The organism is Serinicoccus hydrothermalis (genome assembly GCF_001685415.1).
Classification (GTDB): Bacteria; Actinomycetota; Actinomycetes; order Actinomycetales; family Dermatophilaceae; genus Ornithinicoccus; species Ornithinicoccus hydrothermalis.
Genome location: NZ_CP014989.1, coordinates 1,312,076 through 1,329,521 on the forward strand (window position 1 = coordinate 1,312,076; position 17,446 = coordinate 1,329,521).

19 protein-coding genes and 1 riboswitch are annotated in these 17,446 nt (G+C 72.5%); of the genes, 4 read left to right on the forward strand and 15 right to left on the reverse strand.

All coding sequences use genetic code 11. The features are described from left to right. The first annotated feature begins 47 nt into the window (after positions 1-47). Positions 48-185, forward strand: a complete 138-nt coding sequence (locus SGUI_RS17630; protein ID WP_191090953.1) for a hypothetical protein — start codon at positions 48-50, stop codon at positions 183-185. Beyond that, the gene (locus SGUI_RS06030) at positions 182-559 is read left to right on the forward strand and encodes a type II toxin-antitoxin system VapC family toxin (protein WP_066637538.1); all 378 of its coding nucleotides are present in this window, start codon (positions 182-184) and stop codon (positions 557-559) included. Before SGUI_RS17630 ends, SGUI_RS06030 begins: the two co-directional genes overlap by 4 nt. Here the strand turns inward: SGUI_RS06030 and murI are convergent. From murI to SGUI_RS06055, 5 genes are read right to left on the reverse strand one after another with little or no spacing between them, the layout of a single operon-like run. Continuing rightward, positions 553-1,380: a glutamate racemase gene (gene murI, locus SGUI_RS06035; RefSeq protein WP_066637540.1), complete on the reverse strand. Its 828-nt coding sequence runs from the start codon at positions 1,378-1,380 to the stop codon at positions 553-555. The genes SGUI_RS06030 and murI overlap by 7 nt on opposite strands. 13 nt (positions 1,381-1,393) lie before the next feature. After that, entirely contained in the window at positions 1,394-1,822 is a 429-nt protein-coding gene (locus tag SGUI_RS06040; protein WP_066637543.1) for a TA system VapC family ribonuclease toxin, read from the reverse strand. Next, positions 1,819-2,070 carry a hypothetical protein gene (locus SGUI_RS06045; protein ID WP_066637546.1) on the reverse strand — a complete coding sequence of 84 codons (252 nt, stop codon included), beginning with the start codon at positions 2,068-2,070 and terminating at the stop codon, positions 1,819-1,821. The genes SGUI_RS06040 and SGUI_RS06045 overlap by 4 nt, the downstream gene beginning before the upstream one ends. A gap of 31 nt (positions 2,071-2,101) precedes the next feature. Continuing rightward, entirely contained in the window at positions 2,102-2,881 is a 780-nt protein-coding gene (locus tag SGUI_RS06050; protein WP_066637549.1) for a fumarylacetoacetate hydrolase family protein, read from the reverse strand. 31 nt (positions 2,882-2,912) lie between these two features. Next, complete coding sequence (locus SGUI_RS06055; protein ID WP_269465838.1) at positions 2,913-3,248, reverse strand: DMT family transporter; 336 nt, start codon at positions 3,246-3,248, stop codon at positions 2,913-2,915. 21 nt (positions 3,249-3,269) lie between these two features. Continuing rightward, positions 3,270-3,336, reverse strand: a riboswitch (guanidine-III (ykkC-III) riboswitch). An 81-nt stretch (positions 3,337-3,417) separates the two neighbouring features. On the opposite strand from SGUI_RS06055, the gene SGUI_RS06060 reads away from it, so the two are divergent. Next, complete coding sequence (locus SGUI_RS06060) at positions 3,418-4,302, forward strand: 3-methyladenine DNA glycosylase (protein ID WP_066637552.1); 885 nt, start codon at positions 3,418-3,420, stop codon at positions 4,300-4,302. 9 nt (positions 4,303-4,311) lie between these two features. Here the strand turns inward: SGUI_RS06060 and SGUI_RS06065 are convergent, their stop codons facing one another. Further along, the gene (locus tag SGUI_RS06065; RefSeq protein WP_066637555.1) at positions 4,312-5,412 is read right to left on the reverse strand and encodes a branched-chain amino acid aminotransferase; all 1,101 of its coding nucleotides are present in this window, start codon (positions 5,410-5,412) and stop codon (positions 4,312-4,314) included. A 293-nt stretch (positions 5,413-5,705) separates the two neighbouring features. On the opposite strand from SGUI_RS06065, the gene SGUI_RS06070 reads away from it, so the two are divergent. Continuing rightward, entirely contained in the window at positions 5,706-6,503 is a 798-nt protein-coding gene (locus SGUI_RS06070) for a ketol-acid reductoisomerase (RefSeq protein ID WP_066637558.1), read from the forward strand. Positions 6,504-6,533: 30 nt separating this feature from the next. On the opposite strand, the gene SGUI_RS06075 is transcribed toward SGUI_RS06070, so the two are convergent. The 9 genes from SGUI_RS06075 to gatC form a co-directional block, all read right to left on the reverse strand. Continuing rightward, positions 6,534-7,334 carry an ABC transporter permease gene (locus SGUI_RS06075; RefSeq protein WP_066642907.1) on the reverse strand — a complete coding sequence of 267 codons (801 nt, stop codon included), beginning with the start codon at positions 7,332-7,334 and terminating at the stop codon, positions 6,534-6,536. A 35-nt stretch (positions 7,335-7,369) separates the two neighbouring features. Continuing rightward, complete coding sequence (locus tag SGUI_RS06080) at positions 7,370-8,221, reverse strand: ABC transporter permease (RefSeq protein WP_066637561.1); 852 nt, start codon at positions 8,219-8,221, stop codon at positions 7,370-7,372. Further along, the gene (locus SGUI_RS06085; RefSeq protein WP_157621752.1) at positions 8,214-9,137 is read right to left on the reverse strand and encodes an ABC transporter ATP-binding protein; all 924 of its coding nucleotides are present in this window, start codon (positions 9,135-9,137) and stop codon (positions 8,214-8,216) included. The genes SGUI_RS06080 and SGUI_RS06085 overlap by 8 nt, the downstream gene beginning before the upstream one ends. Beyond that, positions 9,134-9,652: a SixA phosphatase family protein gene (locus SGUI_RS06090; protein WP_066637566.1), complete on the reverse strand. Its 519-nt coding sequence runs from the start codon at positions 9,650-9,652 to the stop codon at positions 9,134-9,136. Before SGUI_RS06090 ends, SGUI_RS06085 begins: the two co-directional genes overlap by 4 nt. A gap of 140 nt (positions 9,653-9,792) precedes the next feature. Next, positions 9,793-12,630: a cell wall-binding repeat-containing protein gene (locus tag SGUI_RS06095; protein ID WP_191090955.1), complete on the reverse strand. Its 2,838-nt coding sequence runs from the start codon at positions 12,628-12,630 to the stop codon at positions 9,793-9,795. 235 nt (positions 12,631-12,865) lie between these two features. After that, the gene (locus SGUI_RS06100; RefSeq protein ID WP_066637569.1) at positions 12,866-13,810 is read right to left on the reverse strand and encodes an NAD(P)-dependent oxidoreductase; all 945 of its coding nucleotides are present in this window, start codon (positions 13,808-13,810) and stop codon (positions 12,866-12,868) included. Between the two features lie 8 nt (positions 13,811-13,818). Beyond that, entirely contained in the window at positions 13,819-15,378 is a 1,560-nt protein-coding gene (gene gatB / locus SGUI_RS06105) for an Asp-tRNA(Asn)/Glu-tRNA(Gln) amidotransferase subunit GatB (protein ID WP_066637571.1), read from the reverse strand. After that, complete coding sequence (gatA, locus tag SGUI_RS06110; RefSeq protein ID WP_066637574.1) at positions 15,375-16,913, reverse strand: Asp-tRNA(Asn)/Glu-tRNA(Gln) amidotransferase subunit GatA; 1,539 nt, start codon at positions 16,911-16,913, stop codon at positions 15,375-15,377. Before gatA ends, gatB begins: the two co-directional genes overlap by 4 nt. A 1-nt stretch (position 16,914) precedes the next feature. After that, positions 16,915-17,211 (reverse strand): Asp-tRNA(Asn)/Glu-tRNA(Gln) amidotransferase subunit GatC, encoded by a 297-nt coding sequence (gatC, locus tag SGUI_RS06115; protein WP_066637576.1) that lies wholly within the window; start codon positions 17,209-17,211, stop codon positions 16,915-16,917. Between the last annotated feature and the right edge of the window lie 235 nt (positions 17,212-17,446).

Sequence of the window (17,446 nt, forward strand, 5' to 3'; positions counted from 1 at the left end):
CCAACGTCCGGTGAACACTAACTCACCACGGCGGTGGCGGGGTCCCGGTGAGCCGCCGCCGCGACGCCGACGACGACATCGCGGCCATCGCCTCGGCCAGCGGTGCATGGGTCGGCCGCGACGTCGACGGCGCCGGCTACGTCGAGACGCTGCGCTCCGGGTCTCGGCTGCGCGAGAAGGCATGACCGCGCTCGTCGACACCTCCGTGCTCATCGACACGCTGCACGGTGACGCTGCCGCGACCTCGCTGCTGCTGTCCTGCCGCCGGGCCGGACCGGTTCATGCCAGCGAGATCACGCGAGCCGAGGTGCTCCGCGGGATGCGCCCTCGCGAGCGGCGGGCCACCGAGAGCCTTCTCTCCACCCTCACCTGGCACCCCCTCGACACCGGCCTCGCAGAGCTGGCTGGGGACCTCGGGCGTCGCTGGCTGCCCACCCACCGCGACATCGACACCGCCGATCTCGTCATCGCCGCCACAGCGGTGCACCTCGAGGTCCCGCTGCTGACGCGCAACGTCAAGCACTTCCCCATGTTCCCCGACCTCGCGGCACCCTACTGAGCGGCGAGCCGCTCGTCGGCCCGCCCCACGAAGGCGCGGTGCACCTGCTCCACCTCCGGACCGAGGAACCGTCGCGCCAGGTAGTGGAAGCCGTCCGGGTCGCCGGTGGTCAACCACTGGTGGACCGGCTCGTTGTCCTGCGCCGCGAGCAGCCCGGAGTCGGTGAGCACCCGGAAGAGATCGGCCGCGGTCGCCGCCGCGGACGAGACGAGCTGGACCTGCTCGCCGAGGACGTACTGCAGCGCCTGCGTCAGCAGCGGGTAGTGCGTGCACCCCAGGATGAGGGTGTCCACGTCGCGCTCCTGCAGCGGCGCGAGGTAGTCGCGCGCCACCTCGATCACCTCCGGACCGCTCGTCACCCCCGCCTCGACCAGCTCGACGAAGCGCGGGCAGGCCTGGCTCGCGACGTGCACCGAGGGCGGGGCCGCGACGAAGGAGTCGAGGTAGGCCCGTGACTGGTGCGTCGCGGCCGTCGAGATCACCCCGATCTTCCCGTTGCGGGTCACCGCCATCGCGCGCCGCACGGCCGGCCGGATGACCTCGACGACGGGCACGGCATACCGCTCCCGGGCGTCGGCGAGCACCGCGGCGGACGCGCTGTTGCACGCGATGACCAGCGCCTTCACCCCGTGCTCGACCAGCCGGTCCAGGCACTCGAGGGAGAACTCGCGGACCTGCGCGATGGGGCGCGGCCCGTAGGGGGTGCGCGCGGTGTCGCCGAGGTAGAGCACCGACTCGTGCGGCAGCTGGTCCAGCACCTCGCGGGCGACCGTGAGCCCGCCGAAGCCGGAGTCGAAGACCCCGATGGGCGCCTCGGTCATGATCGACGCCCGATCATCGGACCGGGTCCACGACGTCCAGTTCGGCGAAGCGGCCGAAATCGGTGTCGTGCGTCGCGACCGCAGCACTCTCGATGAAGGCGTGGGCGGCGATCTGGGCGTCCGTGGTCAGCGCCGCGGCCGTGCCGACCCCCGCCAGGACCTCGAGCGTGCGGTTGAGGTGTTCTCTCCCGCTGTCCAGGATATGGACGCCTGGCTGAGCGAGCCACGACTCGACGACGGCCTGCGCCTGCTGGACGCTGAACGGTCGGGTGAGCACGCGACGGCTGGTCGCGATGCGGATGAAGCCGAACACGACGACGGGCGCCAGGCCCACGGGCCGGCCCGCCGACAAGGTCTCCTCCCACCACGTACGGGCTCGGTCGTGCTCCGGGAAGGCATCGACGTGCGCATAGAGGAGGACATTGACATCGGGGACGATCATCGGTGGCGCTTGTCCACGATCGTCTCGTCCTCCAGCTCGTCGGCGAGCTCGTTCAGTCGTGCTGGGTCGACCCCGACCACCAGCTCACTGTGGTGCACGTCGACGCGGTAGGGGCGGGGAGCCTGCGCTGGTCGAAGGGCCTGCCGCAGGGCGTCGTTGACGACGCTCTTCATGGAGGTCCGCCGGTCATGGACGGCCTGCTCGAGCAGCCGGACCACGTCCGCGTCCAGGGTCAGCGTGGTCCTCATGAAGACATCATGATGCATCGTGCGTGTGGCATCAAGATGCGTCCCCGGCCACGAAGGGGTTGGCGAGCGCGCCGATGCCCTCAATCTCCACCTCGCACCGCTGCCCGGCGGTGATCGGACCGACCCCCGCGGGCGTGCCGGTGAGGATGACGTCGCCGGGCAGCAGGGTGAAGGCCGCCGATGCGTGCGCGATGACCTCCTCGATGCCGAAGTGCATGTCGGCGGTGGTGCCGTCCTGGCGCACCTCGCCGTCGACCGTGCAGGAGATCCGCAGGGCGGAGGTGTCCAGGTCGGTCTCGAGCCACGGCCCGAGCGGGGTGAAGGTGTCCATGCCCTTCGCCCGGGCCCACTGCCCGTCGCCGCGCTGCAGGTCGCGCGCCGTCACGTCGTTGGCACAGGTGTAGCCGAAGATCACCGACCGGGCGTCCTCGACGGCGACGTCCTTGCACATCCGTCCGATGACGACGGCGAGCTCGGCCTCGTAGGAGATCTCGGTCGCGAAGCCGGGGATGACCACGGGGTCACCGGGCCCGCTGACTGAGGTGTTGGGGATGAAGAACATCATCGGCTCGGCCGGCAGCTCGTTGCCCATCTCGCGCGCGTGGTCCTCGTAGTTGCGGCCCACGGCGACCACCTTGCTGCGCGGGATGACCGGCGCCAGCAGCCGCACGTCGGCGACGTCGAAGGTCTCGCCGGTCAGGTCGATCTTGGTGTAGAGCGGGTCGCCGGAGATCTCGGCGATCCGCTCCCCGGCCCCGTCGACGAGGCCGAAGCGGGGGTCGTCACCGTCGGTGAAGCGGCAGATACGCATGCCGTCAGGGTATGCCGTCGGCGTCGCCTCGTCAGTGGTGGCCCGAGCCGGTGAGCTGCAGGCCGACGATGCCGCCGACGATGGCGACCAGACAGATCACCCGGGCCACCGAGACCGGCTCACCCAGGGCGAGGATCCCCCAGAGCGCGGTGCCGACGACACCGATCCCCACCCAGACGGCATACCCCGTGCCGAGCGGGATGGTCCGCAGCGACCAGCCGAGCCCGATCATGCTCGCGGCGAGCGCGACGCCGAAGAGCACGCTGGGCCACAGCTTGGTGAAGCCGTCCGAGGCGGTGAGGGCCGCGGCCCAGACGCTCTCGAGGACACCGGACAGGATGAGGACGATCCAGGAGATGGCCACCATGATGACGCCCTCCCCGGGCGCGCCACGTCGTCGTCGGAGCCGGGTACGACGTGCCTCGTCCGGGGAACCGCCCACCGCGGGCGTCCACGTCGAGAATCTCACACGGGCGACGGTCGGGGCCAGCTCCGCGCGCCCTCGCGGCACGGGGTCGGCGCTAGGCTGGACCGCCGTGCCGACCCCCACCACCGACCTCCAGCTCCTCGAGGCAGAGGTGTGGCGGGCGCGCGCCGGCGCGCACGCGGAGGCCGTGGACGCGCTGACCGCCGGCCGCCTCGCCCGCCAGGTGGAGGGGCGGACCCACCCCGTCGACGACTTCCTCTGGGAGTACTACGCCTTCCGCCCGGCGCAGCTCGCGCGCTGGCACCCCGGTCCGGGCGTCGGGCTCGCCGACGCCCACGAGCGCGCGGCGTGGAGCGGCTACCTCGTCGACGGGAGCGGGATGGCATACCTCGACGTGGCCGGCTTCGTGCGGCGCCGCGGCCGGACCGTCGCCTTCGTCCGCGACCTGCTGACCGCGACGCTGTCCCGGCCGGGACGCTTCGGCTGCTTCGGGCTGCACGAGTGGGCGATGGTCTACCGCGCCGACGAGACGAGGCACGACTGGCCGCTGCGGCTGGGGCGCGAGGGCACCGACGCGGTGGTCGAGGGCCACCAGGTCGCGTGCTCGCACTTCGACGCCTACCGCTTCTTCACCCCGGAGGCCGCACCGCGCAACGCGCTGCGCCCGACCCGGGAGAGCCAGGTCGAACACGAGCAGCCGGGCTGCCTGCACGCAGGGATGGACGTCTACAAGTGGTGCTTCAAGCTCGCCCCCGCGATGCCCAGCGACCTCACCCTCGACGCCTTCCTGCTCGCCCGGGACATCCGCGAGCTCGACATGCGGGCCGCGCCCTACGACCTGCGCGCGCTGGGCTACGAGCCGGTCCGGATCGAGACGGCCGAGGGCAAGCGCGAGTATGCCGCCGCCCAGCGGGACTTCACCCGCCGGTCGAACGCGCTGCGCCAAAAGCTGCTGGGGGCGCTGGACGCGCTCCCGGCGACGCCGGCGAGGTGAGCCCCGCCCTCAGACGAGCTGGTAGAGCCAGCCGTGGCGGTCCTCGGCGCGGCCGTACTGGATGTCGAGCAGCTCGGCGCGCAGGTCCTCGGTGAGCTTGTGCTCCTCCGGCATGTCCAGCTCGCCGCCGCTCCAGGCCAGCCGGCCCACCGGCGTGATGACCGCGGCGGTGCCGCAGGCGAAGACCTCGGTGATGTCGCCCGAGGCCACGCCGTCGCGCCACTCGTCGAGGGTGAAGCGGCGCTCCTCGACCTGGTGCCCGCGCTCGCGCAGCAGGTCGAGCAGGGAGGAGCGGGTGACGCCGGGAAGGATCGTCCCGGTGAGCTCGGGGGTGACGACCCGGCCGTCGGCATACAGGAAGAAGAGGTTCATGCCGCCGAGCTCCTCGACGTAGCGGTGGTCGACCGCGTCGAGGAAGACGACCTGGTCGCAGCCGTGCTCGATGCCCTCGGCCTGGCTGGCGAGGGATGCGGCGTAGTTGCCGCCGCACTTGGCCGCGCCGGTCCCGCCCGCGGCGGCGCGGACGTACTGGTCGCTGACCCACAGGCTGACCGGCTTGAGGCCTCCGGGGAAGTAGGAGCCGGCGGGTGAGGCGATGACGCTGAAGAGGTAGCGGTTGCTCGGACGCACCCCGAGGGCCTCCTCGGTGGCGATCATGAAGGGCCGCAGGTAGAGGGACATCTCCCCCGCGTCGGCACCCGGCACCCAGGCCTCGTCGAGCGAGACGAGCTCCTTGATCGCGTCCAGGAAGAGCGTCGGCGGCAGCTCGGGCATGGCGAGCCGGCGCGCGGAGTTGTTGAAGCGCTCGGCGTTGCGCTCGGGACGGAAGGTCCAGACGGTGCCGTCCTCGTGCCGGTAGGCCTTCATCCCCTCGAAGATCTCCTGCGCGTAGTGGAAGACCGCGGCGGAGGGGTCCAGCGGGATCGGCCCGTAGGGCACGACCCGCGCGTCGTGCCAGCCCTGCTCCTTGTCCCACTCGACCATCACCATGTGCTCGGAGAAGAGGCTGCCGAAGCCGGGGTTGGTCAGGAGCTCGGCGATCTCCGCCCGCGAGCGACGGTCGCTCGCCTCGGTGACCGCGAAGGACGGGGACGACGCTGTCTGGGTCATGTGCTCAAGGCTATCCGCCTGACGGGACGTCACGACCAGTCGGTTGGTTGACGCAAGGTCAAGTGAGGGGCGGCTGACCTGCGGGTATGCCGGTCCCGCGCCGCCCGCACGGTGGTGCCTCACCGTGTGCCGAGGCATGTGTCACACGCGTGCTCCTGGGCACACCCGGGACACCAGGAAGCGCACGACACCGCGCACAAGCGTGCCCGGCCGCCCCGGCCCCGTCCTCTCCCCGGTCCCTGGGCACCCGGCCGGACCCGGCGGGCCCTGGCGGCCCTCGTAGGCTAGGAGCCGTGACCACCCTCGATCCGGACAGCGCCGACCTGACCCTGCTCCAGGACCGCCAGGTGGCCGTCCTGGGCTTCGACGCCGTGGGTGCGGCGCACGCGCTCAACCTGCGCGACAGCGGGGTCGACGTCTGGGTGGGCACCGACCCGGCGAGCCGGCTCGCCGCCCGTGCCGAGATCGAGGGGCTGCCCGTCGTGGCACCCGAGGAGGCGGCGGCGCGGTGCGACATCCTGCTCGTCCCAGGATCGGCGAGCAGCGAGCGCGACGGGGACGGGGTGCAGCGACTCGTGGACGAGCACTGCGAGCCGGGCGACCTCGTCGTCGTCACCGGCGCCGACGCGGTCAGTGCCGGACGGCTCACCGTGCCGGAGGGGGTGGACCTGGCGCTGCTGCGCGCCATCGGCGACGGGGACCGGGTGCGGGAGGAGTACCTCGACGGACGCGGCTGCCCCGCCCTCGTGGCCGTCGAGCACGACCGCAGCGGCGCCGCGTGGGCCACCCTCACCGCCTACGCCGCCGCCATGGGGGCGCTGCGCTCCGGGGCCGTCGTCACCACCCTGGAGCACGTGGCCCGGGCCGACCGGGTCGCCCGGGACCGCATCCAGACGCAGATGCAGAAGGCGCTCGAGTCGGCCTACGACGGGCTGGCCACGCAGGGCGTCGAGCCCGAGGTGGCCTACGTCGCGCTCGTCCACGAGCTCAAGACGCGCGTCGACCAGGTCTACTCCGCCGGGTTCGGCGGGACCCACCCCCTGGAGCAGGCCGGCCGCACCGTCCGCGAGATGACCAGCTGGCTGCGCTGAGCCGCCCCCACCTCCGGCGCAGCACCCGGTTCAGCGCAGGAAGAGCCGGCGCAGCCGCAGCGTCGTGAGGGCCAGCCCGAGCACGGTCATCCCCACGAAGTAGAGGACGTGCACCCAGGTGGAGGCGTCGAAGTGCCCCACCGACAGCTGGCGCATGAGCTCCACGCCGTGCCACAGCGGCATCGCCATGATGAGCCACTGGATCCACTCCGGGTAGATCTCGATGGGGTAGAGCGTCGCCGAGAAGAGGAACATCGGGAGCAGCGCGAAGTTGATGAGGTCCATCTGCTGGAAGGTCGTGAGGTAACTCGTCACCGCCATCCCGAAGGCGGCGAACCCGAAGGCCACGAGCAGCGCCGCCGGCACCATGAGCACCGCCCACCAGGAGGTCACCAGACCGAGCACGGTGAGCACCCCGAGGAAGCCCAGGGCGTAGAGCAGGCCGCGGAACAGCGCCATGAGGATCTCGCCGAGCGCCACGTCCAGCGGGCCGAGCGAGGTCTGCAGCATCGCCTGGTAGAGCTTGGAGAGCCGCAGCTTGAAGAAGACGTTCCAGGTCGAGTCGTAGATCGCGCCGTTCATCGCCGACGTCGCGAGCAGCGCGGGGGCGATGTACGCGGCATACTCGATCGGCGCTCCACGGGGACCCTCGACCGCACCGACCAGCGCGCCCATCCCCAGCCCCATCGCGAGCAGGTAGAGCACCGGCTCGACGAAGCCGGACACGAGCAGGATCCAGTTCTGGTTGCGGATGACCCGGGCGTTGCGCTCGACGACCGCGCGCACGTTGCCGGACGACAGCGACGCGAGCAGGGGTATGCCCGTGCCCACCGCGGTGGCGTCGCGAGGACCGTCGGTCGTGGCGCTCACGACCGCAGCCTGCGGGTGTAGGTCCGCACCGACCACCGCAGCCCGAGGGCCGCGAGGGTGAGCAGGAACAGCAGGTGGACCGCGGCCATGGGCAGGCCGACGGAGGCACCGTAGGACGCCCACCGGGCCAGCTCGGTCCCGTGCCACACCGGCGAGATCCACCCGATCCAGTGCAGGTAGCCCGGCATGGCCGACAGCGGGAAGAAGGTGCCGGAGAAGAGGAACATCGGCATGACGACGAAGCGCTGGATGAGCGAGAACTGGAAGCCGTCGTCCAGCGTGGCGGCGTAGGCCTGCAGCGGGGCACCGAATCCTGCTGCCGCCAGCATGCCGATCGGCACCACGAGGAACGACTGCGCCCAGCCGGCCGGAGCCGCCCCGAAGGCCAGCATGACCAGCCAGAAGACGAAACCCTGCGCCAGGAAGCGCAGCATCACGGCGGTGAAGTGGCCCAGCGCGACCTGGCTCGGCTCCAGCGGCGAGGCGACCGGGCCGTAGTAGAGCCGGTTCCACTTGAAGCCGCTCATGACGGGGAACGTCATCTCGGCCGAGACCGACATGACGACCGTCGACACGAGCAGGGCCGGCGCGACGAAGACGAGGTAGTCCACGCCCGCCACCGAGCCGACCCCGCGGTCCACGAGCGCCCCCAGACCCACCCCGAGGGCGATCATGTAGAGCAGCGGCTGCGCGACGGCATACAGGGCGATGGGCAGCGCGAAGGCACGCATGCCCCGCAGCACGGTCTCGGCGTAGAACCACACCCCCGAGCGCCGGGCGCGCACCGCCATCTCCGCGTGGTCCGGCGCCCGGCCGGAGGGGGCCAGGGCGGGCTCGACCTCACTCAACGAGCGACCTCCCGGTGAGCCGCAGGAAGACGTCCTCGAGCGAGGAGCGGCGGACCAGCGAGGTGACGGGGTGCAGCCCGCGGGCCGCGACCTCCTCGAGCGCCGCCTCACCGTCCGGGGTGTAGACGAGGATCCGGTCGGGCAGCACCTCGTTGCGCTCCCCCACCCCCTCGAGCTGCTGGACGACCGTGGCGTTGCGGGCCGACCCGAAGCGCAGCTCCAGCACCTCCCGCGTCGAGTGCTGCCGGATGAGCTGCGCCGGCGAGCCCTCGGCGACGATCCGGCCCTGGTCGACCACGACGAGCCGGTCGCACAGCTGCTCGGCCTCGTCCATGAAGTGCGTGGTGACGACCAGCGTCGTGCCGGACTCCTTGAGCCGGAAGAGCCGGTCCCACAGCACGTGCCTGGCCTGGGGGTCCAGACCGGTGGTGGGCTCGTCGAGCAGCAGGATGCGCGGCTCGTTGACCAGGCCGCGGGCGATGGTGAGCCGCCGCTTCATCCCCCCGGAGAGGTTGACCACCTTGTCCCTGGCCTTGGCCTCGAGCTGGGCGAAGGCGAGCAGCTCGTCGGCCTTCGCCGCGAGGTAGGACCGGGACAGCCCGAAGTAGCGGCCGTACATGACGATGTTCTCCCGGACGCGCAGCTCCTCGTCCAGGTTGTCCTGCTGCGGGACCACCCCGAGGTTGGCCCGCACCGCCGGCCCCTGGGTCCCGGGGTCCAGGCCGAGCACGTCCAGCGTTCCACCCGTGCGGTCCAGCGTCCCGCCGATCATGCGCATGGTCGTGGACTTGCCCGCGCCGTTCGGCCCGAGCAGCCCGAAGCTCTCGCCCGCCTCGACCTCGAAGTCGATCCCGTCGACGGCGTGGACCTCGCCGTAGGTCTTGCGCAGCCCCCGGGCCGTGATCACCGCCGTCACGAGGACCGCCCGGTATGCCGCCCCACCAGTCGCGCGCAGCCCAGCGCCACCTCGGACCAGGGCAGGTCGAGCTCGAGCACCGCGGCGGTCGCGGTCGGCATACCGCCCGACATCTCCTCGCGCAGGACGGGCGGTATGCCGCGCGCCTCCTCGTCGGCGAGCTCCCAGGCGGTCGTCGACATCACGGGCTCGTGGCCCACCACCCACAGGATGTCGACGTGGTCCGGCACCTCGCGGACCGCCTCCAGGACGCCGTCCACGCCGCCGTCGTAGACCCGCCGGGCGGGCCAGGTCTCGACGCCGCCCTCCTCGAGCATCGCCTCCAAGGTCTGCACGGCGCGCACCCCGGTCGAGACCACCGCGAGGTCCGGGGCGAGGCCCACCTCGCGCAGCGTCTGCCCGAGCACCGTGGCGTCGCGGCGGCCGCGCGGCTCCAACCGGCGTTCGTGGTCACCGCCCGGACCGGGCGCGGTCGGCTCCGCCTTGGCGTGGCGGACCAGCACGAGTGTGCGCATACCTCTCCTTCCGGGCCCGCCCGCGCGGGCGGGACCATCATCGCCTGTCCGCCCGAGGCACGCGGCAGGGCCGGGGCGGTGGTGCCCGCCCCGGCCCTGCCGGTCACTCCTCCGGGAAGACCCGGTGGATCAGGTCGGCCTCAGCCGACCCAGCCCGGGTACTCCTCGTTGAGCCGGTCCTCGACCGTCTGGGACACCGCGTTGGTGCCACCGAGGATGACGACCCGCTCCGGGCTGAGCCGGTCCAGCTCGGCCAGCGTCGCCGAGGGCAGCTGACCCGGCTTGGTCAGCAGCACCGGCACGTCCTCGGTGCCCGCGAGCGCAGACCCGGCGAGGGCGTCGGGGAAGTCGCGGCCGGAGGCGATGTAGACGAGCGGGACGTCCGGCCCGTGCTCCTGCGCGATCGCGACCGCGGTCTCGTAGCGGTCCCCGCCGGAGACCCGCTCGTCCGCACCCACCGCGGTGAAGACGGTCTCGCTGACCGCACCCTCGCCGCCGAGGACGACGACGTTGTCCGCGTCGAGGCTCTCCAGCGCGGCCGCGGTGGCGGCCGGCACCATGTCCGGACGGGTCAGCAGGACCGGGGCGGTCTCGCTGCCCGCGCGGGCCGCGCCGGTGAGGGCGTCGGCGTAGGCGGTGTCGTCACCGGAGGCGAGGTAGACCGTGTCGACGTCCTCGCCGAACATCATGGCGAGGTTGGCGGAGGTCTCGTAGCGGTTCGCTCCCTCGACCCGGCTCACGTCGCCGTAGGCACCGAGCTCGGCCTCGACGTCGCCGTCGACCGCACCGTCGCCACCGAGGATGACGATGTTGCTCGGGTCCAGCGTGCCCAGCGCCGCCGCCGTGGCGTTCGGCAGCTGGTCGGTCTTGGTGAGCAGCACCGGGGCGGGGTCACCGTCCGGCGTGGTCATCATCTGCGGGACCAGGCCCTGCGAGGCCGCCGGCGAGCCGGACATGGCGTCCGCGAAGCCGGTGCCGGAGGCGATGTAGACCGTGTCGATGTCGGGGTAGAGCGCCGAGATCTCCGCCGCGGTGGCGTAGCGGTCCGTGCCGAAGACGCGCTCGACCATCGGGTCGGGCTCGCCGCCGTCGGACTCCTGGCCGCGGGCCAGGACCGGGATCTCCACGACCGTCTCGCCGGAGGTCCAGCTGAGGTCGCCCTCCTGCCACTCGTCGACCGGGGCGCCGGTGTTGGCGACGGTGATGGTCACCTCGGCGGTGCCACCGGCCGGCACGGTCACCGAGGCCGGCTCGACGGTGACGGACAGGGTGTCCGGCCCGGCGAAGGAGGCCTCGAAGGTCGCGTCCGCCGCACCGGGGTTGGTGACGGTGCGGGTGAGGGTGGTGGGCTCGGCGCCCAGCGCCGGGACCGAGACGGAGGCCGCGTTGAGGTCGTAGCCCGTGCTGGGGTCGGCCAGGAAGGCGTCCCAGTCGGCCTCGGTCGAGTCGAAGACCAGACCCGGCTCGAGGAAGGCGCGCGGCTCGACGAAACCGGTGCCGCCGACGAAGGCCTCGTTGCTCTCGGCGTTCGCGTAGTCGATCGTCGAGGTCAGCATGGCCGACTTGATCGCCATCGGGGACCAGTCCGGGTGCGCACCGGCCAGCAGCGCGCCCAGGCCCGCGATGTGCGGCGAGGACATGGAGGTGCCGGTCAGGTAGCCCCAGTTCGGGCCGTCCTCGTCACTGGCGTAGGGGGCCAGCACGTTGATGCCGGGGGCGCCGATGTCCGGCTTGAGGATCGTCTGCTCGGCGTCGTCGACGGCCACCGGGCCGCGGCCGGAGAAGGCGCCGATCGAGGGGACCGGGCCGTCCTCCTCGCGGTGCGTCGAGGCGCCGACCGTGGTCTGCCACGGACCGACGTGCGCGACCGTCACCCCGTCCTCGGCGGAGTTGCCCGCGGAGGCGGCGACGAAGACCCCGGCGGCGGCGGCGTTCTTGAAGGCCAGGTCGACCGGGTCCTGGTAGCTCTCGGGGTCGCCGCTGATCGAGAAGTTCAGCACGTCGACACCGTCCGCCACGGCGGCGTCGATCGCCGCGATGGAGTCCTCGGGGGCGCACCCCGCGGTGCCGTCGGTGAAGTCGTAGCAGACCTTGTAGGCCGCGACGTGCGCGCCCGGGACCATGCCGGCCATGTCGTAGGTGTTGCCGCTGGTGTCCTCGACGCTGACCTCACGCCCGGCGGCGGTGCCGGCGACGTGCGAGCCGTGGCTGTCGGTGTCGAGCGGGCTGACGCTGTCGTCGTCCGCGACCTCGAGGCCGTAGCTGCGGGCACCCGCGACGAAGTAGCGCGCGCCGACGAGCTTGTCGGTGCAGGCGGCGGCCGGGAAGTCGGCCGCGTCGTCACCCTCGCCGGTCTCGCACTCGCCCGCCCAGGTGGCGGGTGCGGCAGGCATACCGTCGGCGGCGAAGGCCGGGTTGTCGTAGGCGATGCCGGAGTCGATGACCCCGACGACCGTGCCGGCGCCGGCGGACATGGGGCCGCCGAGCTGGGACCACACGCCACCCTGGCCGCGCAGGCCGAGCAGGTCCGGGGAGACGTCGGTGTCCGGCTGGGCCGGGGCGCCGTCGGGGGCGTTCACGACGTCCGTCAGCTGGCGCAGCGTGGACTTGGTCACCGAGACCACGTCGGGGCGCTGCGAGAGCGCGGCGGCCTCGGCGGCGGTCAGGTGGGCGGAGAAGCCGTTGAGCGCCACCGTGTAGCGGTAGGTCGGCTCGGCGGCGACGGTCTTCAGGACCTTGTCCTGCTGCGCCCGGAGCCGGTCGGCGTAGGCGACCGCGTCGCTGGAGGTGGTGTCGACCTTGGCCATCGACGACCCGGCGGTGGCCGGGTTGGTCGCCAGCGGGAGGTCCTTGAGCACCACGATGTAGGTGCCGTCCTGGTAGTCACCGGTCGTCGCGACCGGTCCGGCCGGTGCCGGCCCGTCGATCGCGGAGGCGGCTGCCGGTGCGAGCCCGGCCACGAGGCTGAGTCCAGCCACCGCGGCCAGGGCACGGCGGGCCCCCGACGTTGTCCGTTGCGTCACTGCAATAACCCCTGTTTCAGAGTGGTGCCGGATCGCCGCGGGGCGACCGGCAGATGGGGCCGGGCCTCCCTCGGGCACCGGCTGAGCAGCACCCTATACCGAGGTCGGTAGGTTGGCGCAAGGGTCGATCGAGAACTCGCCAGTTGTTCACCTTCGCCGACATCGACGCAGGTCACAGGCGGATGAAAGGTCAACTACCCACCTGGTGGGCGAGCTCGCCCGCGTCCCGGTATGCCTCGAGCTGGAACCGCAGGTAACTTCCCATCCGGGGCAGCGAGGCGGGCGAGGCTCCCCCGACGTGCGGGACGACGAGCACTCCCGGCGTGGTGAACAGAGGGTGCCCGTCGGGCAGCGGCTCGGGGTCGGTGACGTCCAGCGCTGCCCGGAGCCGGCCCGACCCGCACTCCCGCAGGAGCGCGTCGGTGTCGACGACCGGGCCGCGGGCGATGTTGACGACGAGCGCCTGGTCCGGCAGCGCCGCGAGCTCGTCGCCGCCGATCAGCCCCCGGGTCCGGTCGGTCAGCGGGAGGGTCAGCACGACGACGTCCGCCGTGCCGAGCAGGTCGGGCAGCTCGTCCACACCGTGGACCTGGTCGACGAGGTCGTCGCCGGCCCGCGCCGTGCTCGCGACGGCGACGACCTCGCACTCGCAGGCGAGAAGGCGACGCGTCAGCGCGGTCCCGATGCCGCCGTAGCCCACGACGAGGACCCGGGAGTCCGCCAGCGAGCGCCAGGGACCGGGGACCGAGCGGTCCCACCGAGCCTCGTGCTGGCGCAGGACGTGGTGCGGCAGGTGGCGCTGCGCGGCGAGGACGAGCGCCAGCCCCAGCTCGCTGGTCGCGGTGTCGTGCACCCCCACGGCGTTGGCCAGCTGCACCTCCTCGGGCAGGAAGGGCAGGGCGTGCTCGTAGCCGGCCGAGGCGAGCACGACGGCCCGCAGGCCGGGGACCTCGTCCATGCGCTTCAGCCACGGACCCGCGATCATCGACAGCGCGAGCACGTCCACGTCGCGCCCGCCACCAGGGACGACCTGCTCGTCCTGGTGGTCGTAGGGGACGACCTCGACCCCCTCCACGTCGCCGAGGTGCGGCATCAGCTCCTCGGGGACGGCCGCGACGGGCGGGCGCGCGGGCATACCGGCGCTCAGCCCTCGACGCCGAGCGTGCTGAGGATGAGCTCGCGCGCCCGGGCCGCGTCGGCCTGGCCGCGCATCTTCTTCATCACCTGGCCGATGAGGGCGCCGACGGCCTGCGTCTTGCCGCCGCGGATCTTCTCGACCACGTCGGCGTTCTCGGCGATGACCTCGTCGACCGCGGTCTGCAGCGCCGAGTCGTCCTGGACCAGCTCGAGGCCACGCGCGTCGGCGACCTGCGTCGGCGTGCCCTCACCGGCCAGGACGCCGTCGAGGGCCTGGCGGGCCATGGAGTCGTTGAGCCGGCCGCCGGTGACGAGCCCGTCGAGCTCGGCGACGTCGGCCGGGGTGACCCCGAGGGCGAGCAGGTCGACCGCGCCCCCGTCCTCGCCCGCGGTCTTGGCCCGGCGGGCCAGCTCGCCCATCCACCACTTGCGGGCGGCGGCGGGCGTCGCTCCCGCGGCGACGGTCTCCTCGATGACCTCGGTCGCGCCGGCGTTGACGACGTCGCGCATCTCGAGGTCGCTGTAGCCCCACTCGCCCTGCAGCCGGCGGCGCCGCTCGGCGGGGTTCTCCGGCAGCGTCGCCCGCAGCCGCTCGACGTCCTCGCGCGTCGGGGCGACGGGGACCAGGTCGGGCTCCGGGAAGTAGCGGTAGTCGTCGGCGTCGGACTTGGGCCGCCCGGAGGTGGTGATCCCGGTGTCCTCGTGCCAGTGCCGGGTCTCCTGGAGGATCGACTCCCCCGCGTCGAGCACCGCGGCGTGCCGGGTCATCTCGTAGCGGACGGCACGCTCCACCGAGCGCAGGCTGTTGACGTTCTTGGTCTCGGTGCGGGTGCCGAAGCGCTCGCTCCCCGTCTGCATGAGCGAGACGTTGGCGTCGCAGCGCAGCGAGCCCTGCTCCATCTTGACGTCGGAGACGTCCAGCGCGCGCAGCAGGTCGCGCAGCGCACCGACGTAGGCCCGGGCCACGTCCGGCGCCCGGTCGCCCGCCCCGGTGAGCGGCTTGGTGACGATCTCGATGAGGGGTATGCCCGCGCGGTTGTAGTCGACGAGGGAGTGCGACGCGCCGTGGATGCGGCCGGTGGCGCCACCGACGTGGGTCGACTTGCCGGTGTCCTCCTCCATGTGCGCCCGCTCGATCTCGACGCGAAAGGTGAACGGCTCCTCGTCGACCCCGTCGCGGGGCGGCACCTCGACGTCGAGCCAGCCCTCGAAGGCGATGGGCTCGTCGTACTGGCTCGTCTGGAAGTTCTTCGGCATGTCGGGGTAGAAGTAGTTCTTCCGGGCGAAGCGGCACCAGTCCGCGATCTGGCAGTTGAGCGCCAGGCCGATCCGGATGGCCGACTCCACCGCGGTGGCGTTGACCACCGGCAGCGCGCCGGGCAGGCCCAGGCAGACCGGGCAGGTCTGGGTGTTGGGCTCGGCGCCGAAGAGGGTCGCGCACCCGCAGAACATCTTCGTCGCGGTGCCCAGCTCGACGTGCACCTCGAGCCCGATCACCGGCTCGTAGCGGGTCATCAGCTCCTCGAACGGGACGACGGCCTCGCGCGTGGACGTGCTCGTGCTCATGCGTTCACCTCGATCTCGCGGGCCTGCTCGATGACGTAGCCGCCGTGCACCTCGCGCAACCTGGCCTCCAGCGCCGCGCCGACGGCATACAGGCGCTGGTCCTGCATCGCCGGGGCGAGGATCTGCAGGCCGACGGGCAGACCGTCCTCGTCGGCGGTGCCGGACGGGATCGACATGCCGGGCACGCCAGCGAGGTTGGCGGGGATGGTGGCGATGTCGTTGAGGTACATCGCCATCGGGTCCTGCGTCTTGTCGCCCAGGGGGAAGGCCGTCGTGGGTGCGGTCGGGCTGACCAGCACGTCGACCTGCTCGAAGGCCGCCTCGAAGTCGCGCGCGATGAGCGTGCGGACCTTCTGCGCCTGGCCGTAGTAGGCGTCGTAGTAGCCGCTGGAGAGGGCATACGTGCCCAGGATGATGCGCCGCTTGACCTCGTCGCCGAAGCCCGCGTCGCGCGAGGCACCCATGACCTGCTCGGCGCTGGGGCTGCCCCCGGGCACCTCGCGCAGGCCGTAGCGCATCGCGTCGTAGCGGGCCAGGTTGCTGCTGGCCTCGGAGGGGAGGATCAGGTAGTAGGCCGCCATGGCATACCCGAAGTGCGGGCAGGAGACCTCGCTGATCTCGGCGCCGAGAGCGCGCAGCTGCTCCAACGACTCCTCGAACCGGGCCAGGACGCCGGGCTGGAAGGCGCCCTCGCCGGTGCCGCTGATCTCGCGCACCACCCCGACCCGCAGGCCGGTGAGGTCACCGGTGGCGCTGGCGCCCACGACGTCCGGGACCGGCGCGTCGACCGAGGTCGAGTCCATGGGGTCGTGCCCAGCGATGACCTCGTGCAAGAGCGCGGCGTCGGCGACGGTGCGGGCGCACGGACCGATCTGGTCCAGGCTCGAGGCGAGCGCGATGATGCCGTAGCGGCTGACCGCGCCGTAGGTCGGCTTGGTGCCGACGGTGCCGGTCACGGCGGCGGGCTGGCGGATCGAGCCGCCGGTGTCCGAGCCGATCGCCAGCGGCGCGAGGTATGCCGCCACCGCCGCGCTGCTGCCGCCGCCGGACCCGCCGGGGATCCGGGACAGGTCCCACGGGTTGCGGGTCGGGCCGAAGGCGGAGTGCTCGGTGGAGGAGCCCATGGCGAACTCGTCCATGTTGGTCTTGCCCAGGATCGGCATCCGGGCCTCGCGGAGGCGGGTGACGATCGTGGCGTCGTAGGGCGGCACGAAGTCCTCGAGCATCCGGCTGCCCGCCGTGGTCCGCATGCCCTGCGTGCAGGCGATGTCCTTGACGGCCACCGGGACGCCGGCGAGGCGGGGCAGCGCCTCCCCCGTCGCCCGGGCCACGTCGACCTCGGCGGCGGTGGCGAGCGCGCCCTCGGCGTCGACGAGCAGGTAGGCGTTGAGGGTGGGGTTGAGGCGCTCGATGCGGTCCAGGTGGGCCTGGGTCAGCTCGACCGAGGTGAGGGTGCCGGCGGCGAGCCGGTCGGCCATCTCGACCGCGGTGAGCCGGGTGAGGTCGGTGGCGTCGCTGGTCGTGGTGTCGCTCATCTCACTCCTCGTCCAGGATGCGCGGCACCGCGAAGCGGTCGTCCTGCGCCTGCGGGGCGTTGGCCAGGGCCTGCTCACGGGTCAGGCTGGGCCGCACCTCGTCCGGGCGCGTCACGTTGGTCAGCGGCAGCGGGTGGGACATCGGGGGCACGTCGGCCGAGGCCACCTCGCCGACCTGGCCCACCCAGTCGACGATCTGGTCGAGCTGGCCGGCGAACCGGTCGAGCTCGGCGTCCTCGAGCTGGATCCGGGCCAGCATGGCGACGTGCGCGACGTCCTCGCGCGAGAGGTTGGACATGGCCGCCAGTCTAGGTCGCGCGCGTTGCGGCCCTGTTGCCCGGCACCTGGGGCGGGCGCGCATACCCCTGGGGCGGGCGAGCGCATACCCCTGGGCCCGACCTGGGCAAGGTTGTGCACCGGGACACGGACCTGGGCAAGGTTGTGCACCTCAGGCAGCGCTCTCGACGCGGTATGCCGTGCAGAACCTTGCCCAGGTCCGTCCGGGGGCTCGGTGCGCGCGCCCTGGCCCGATA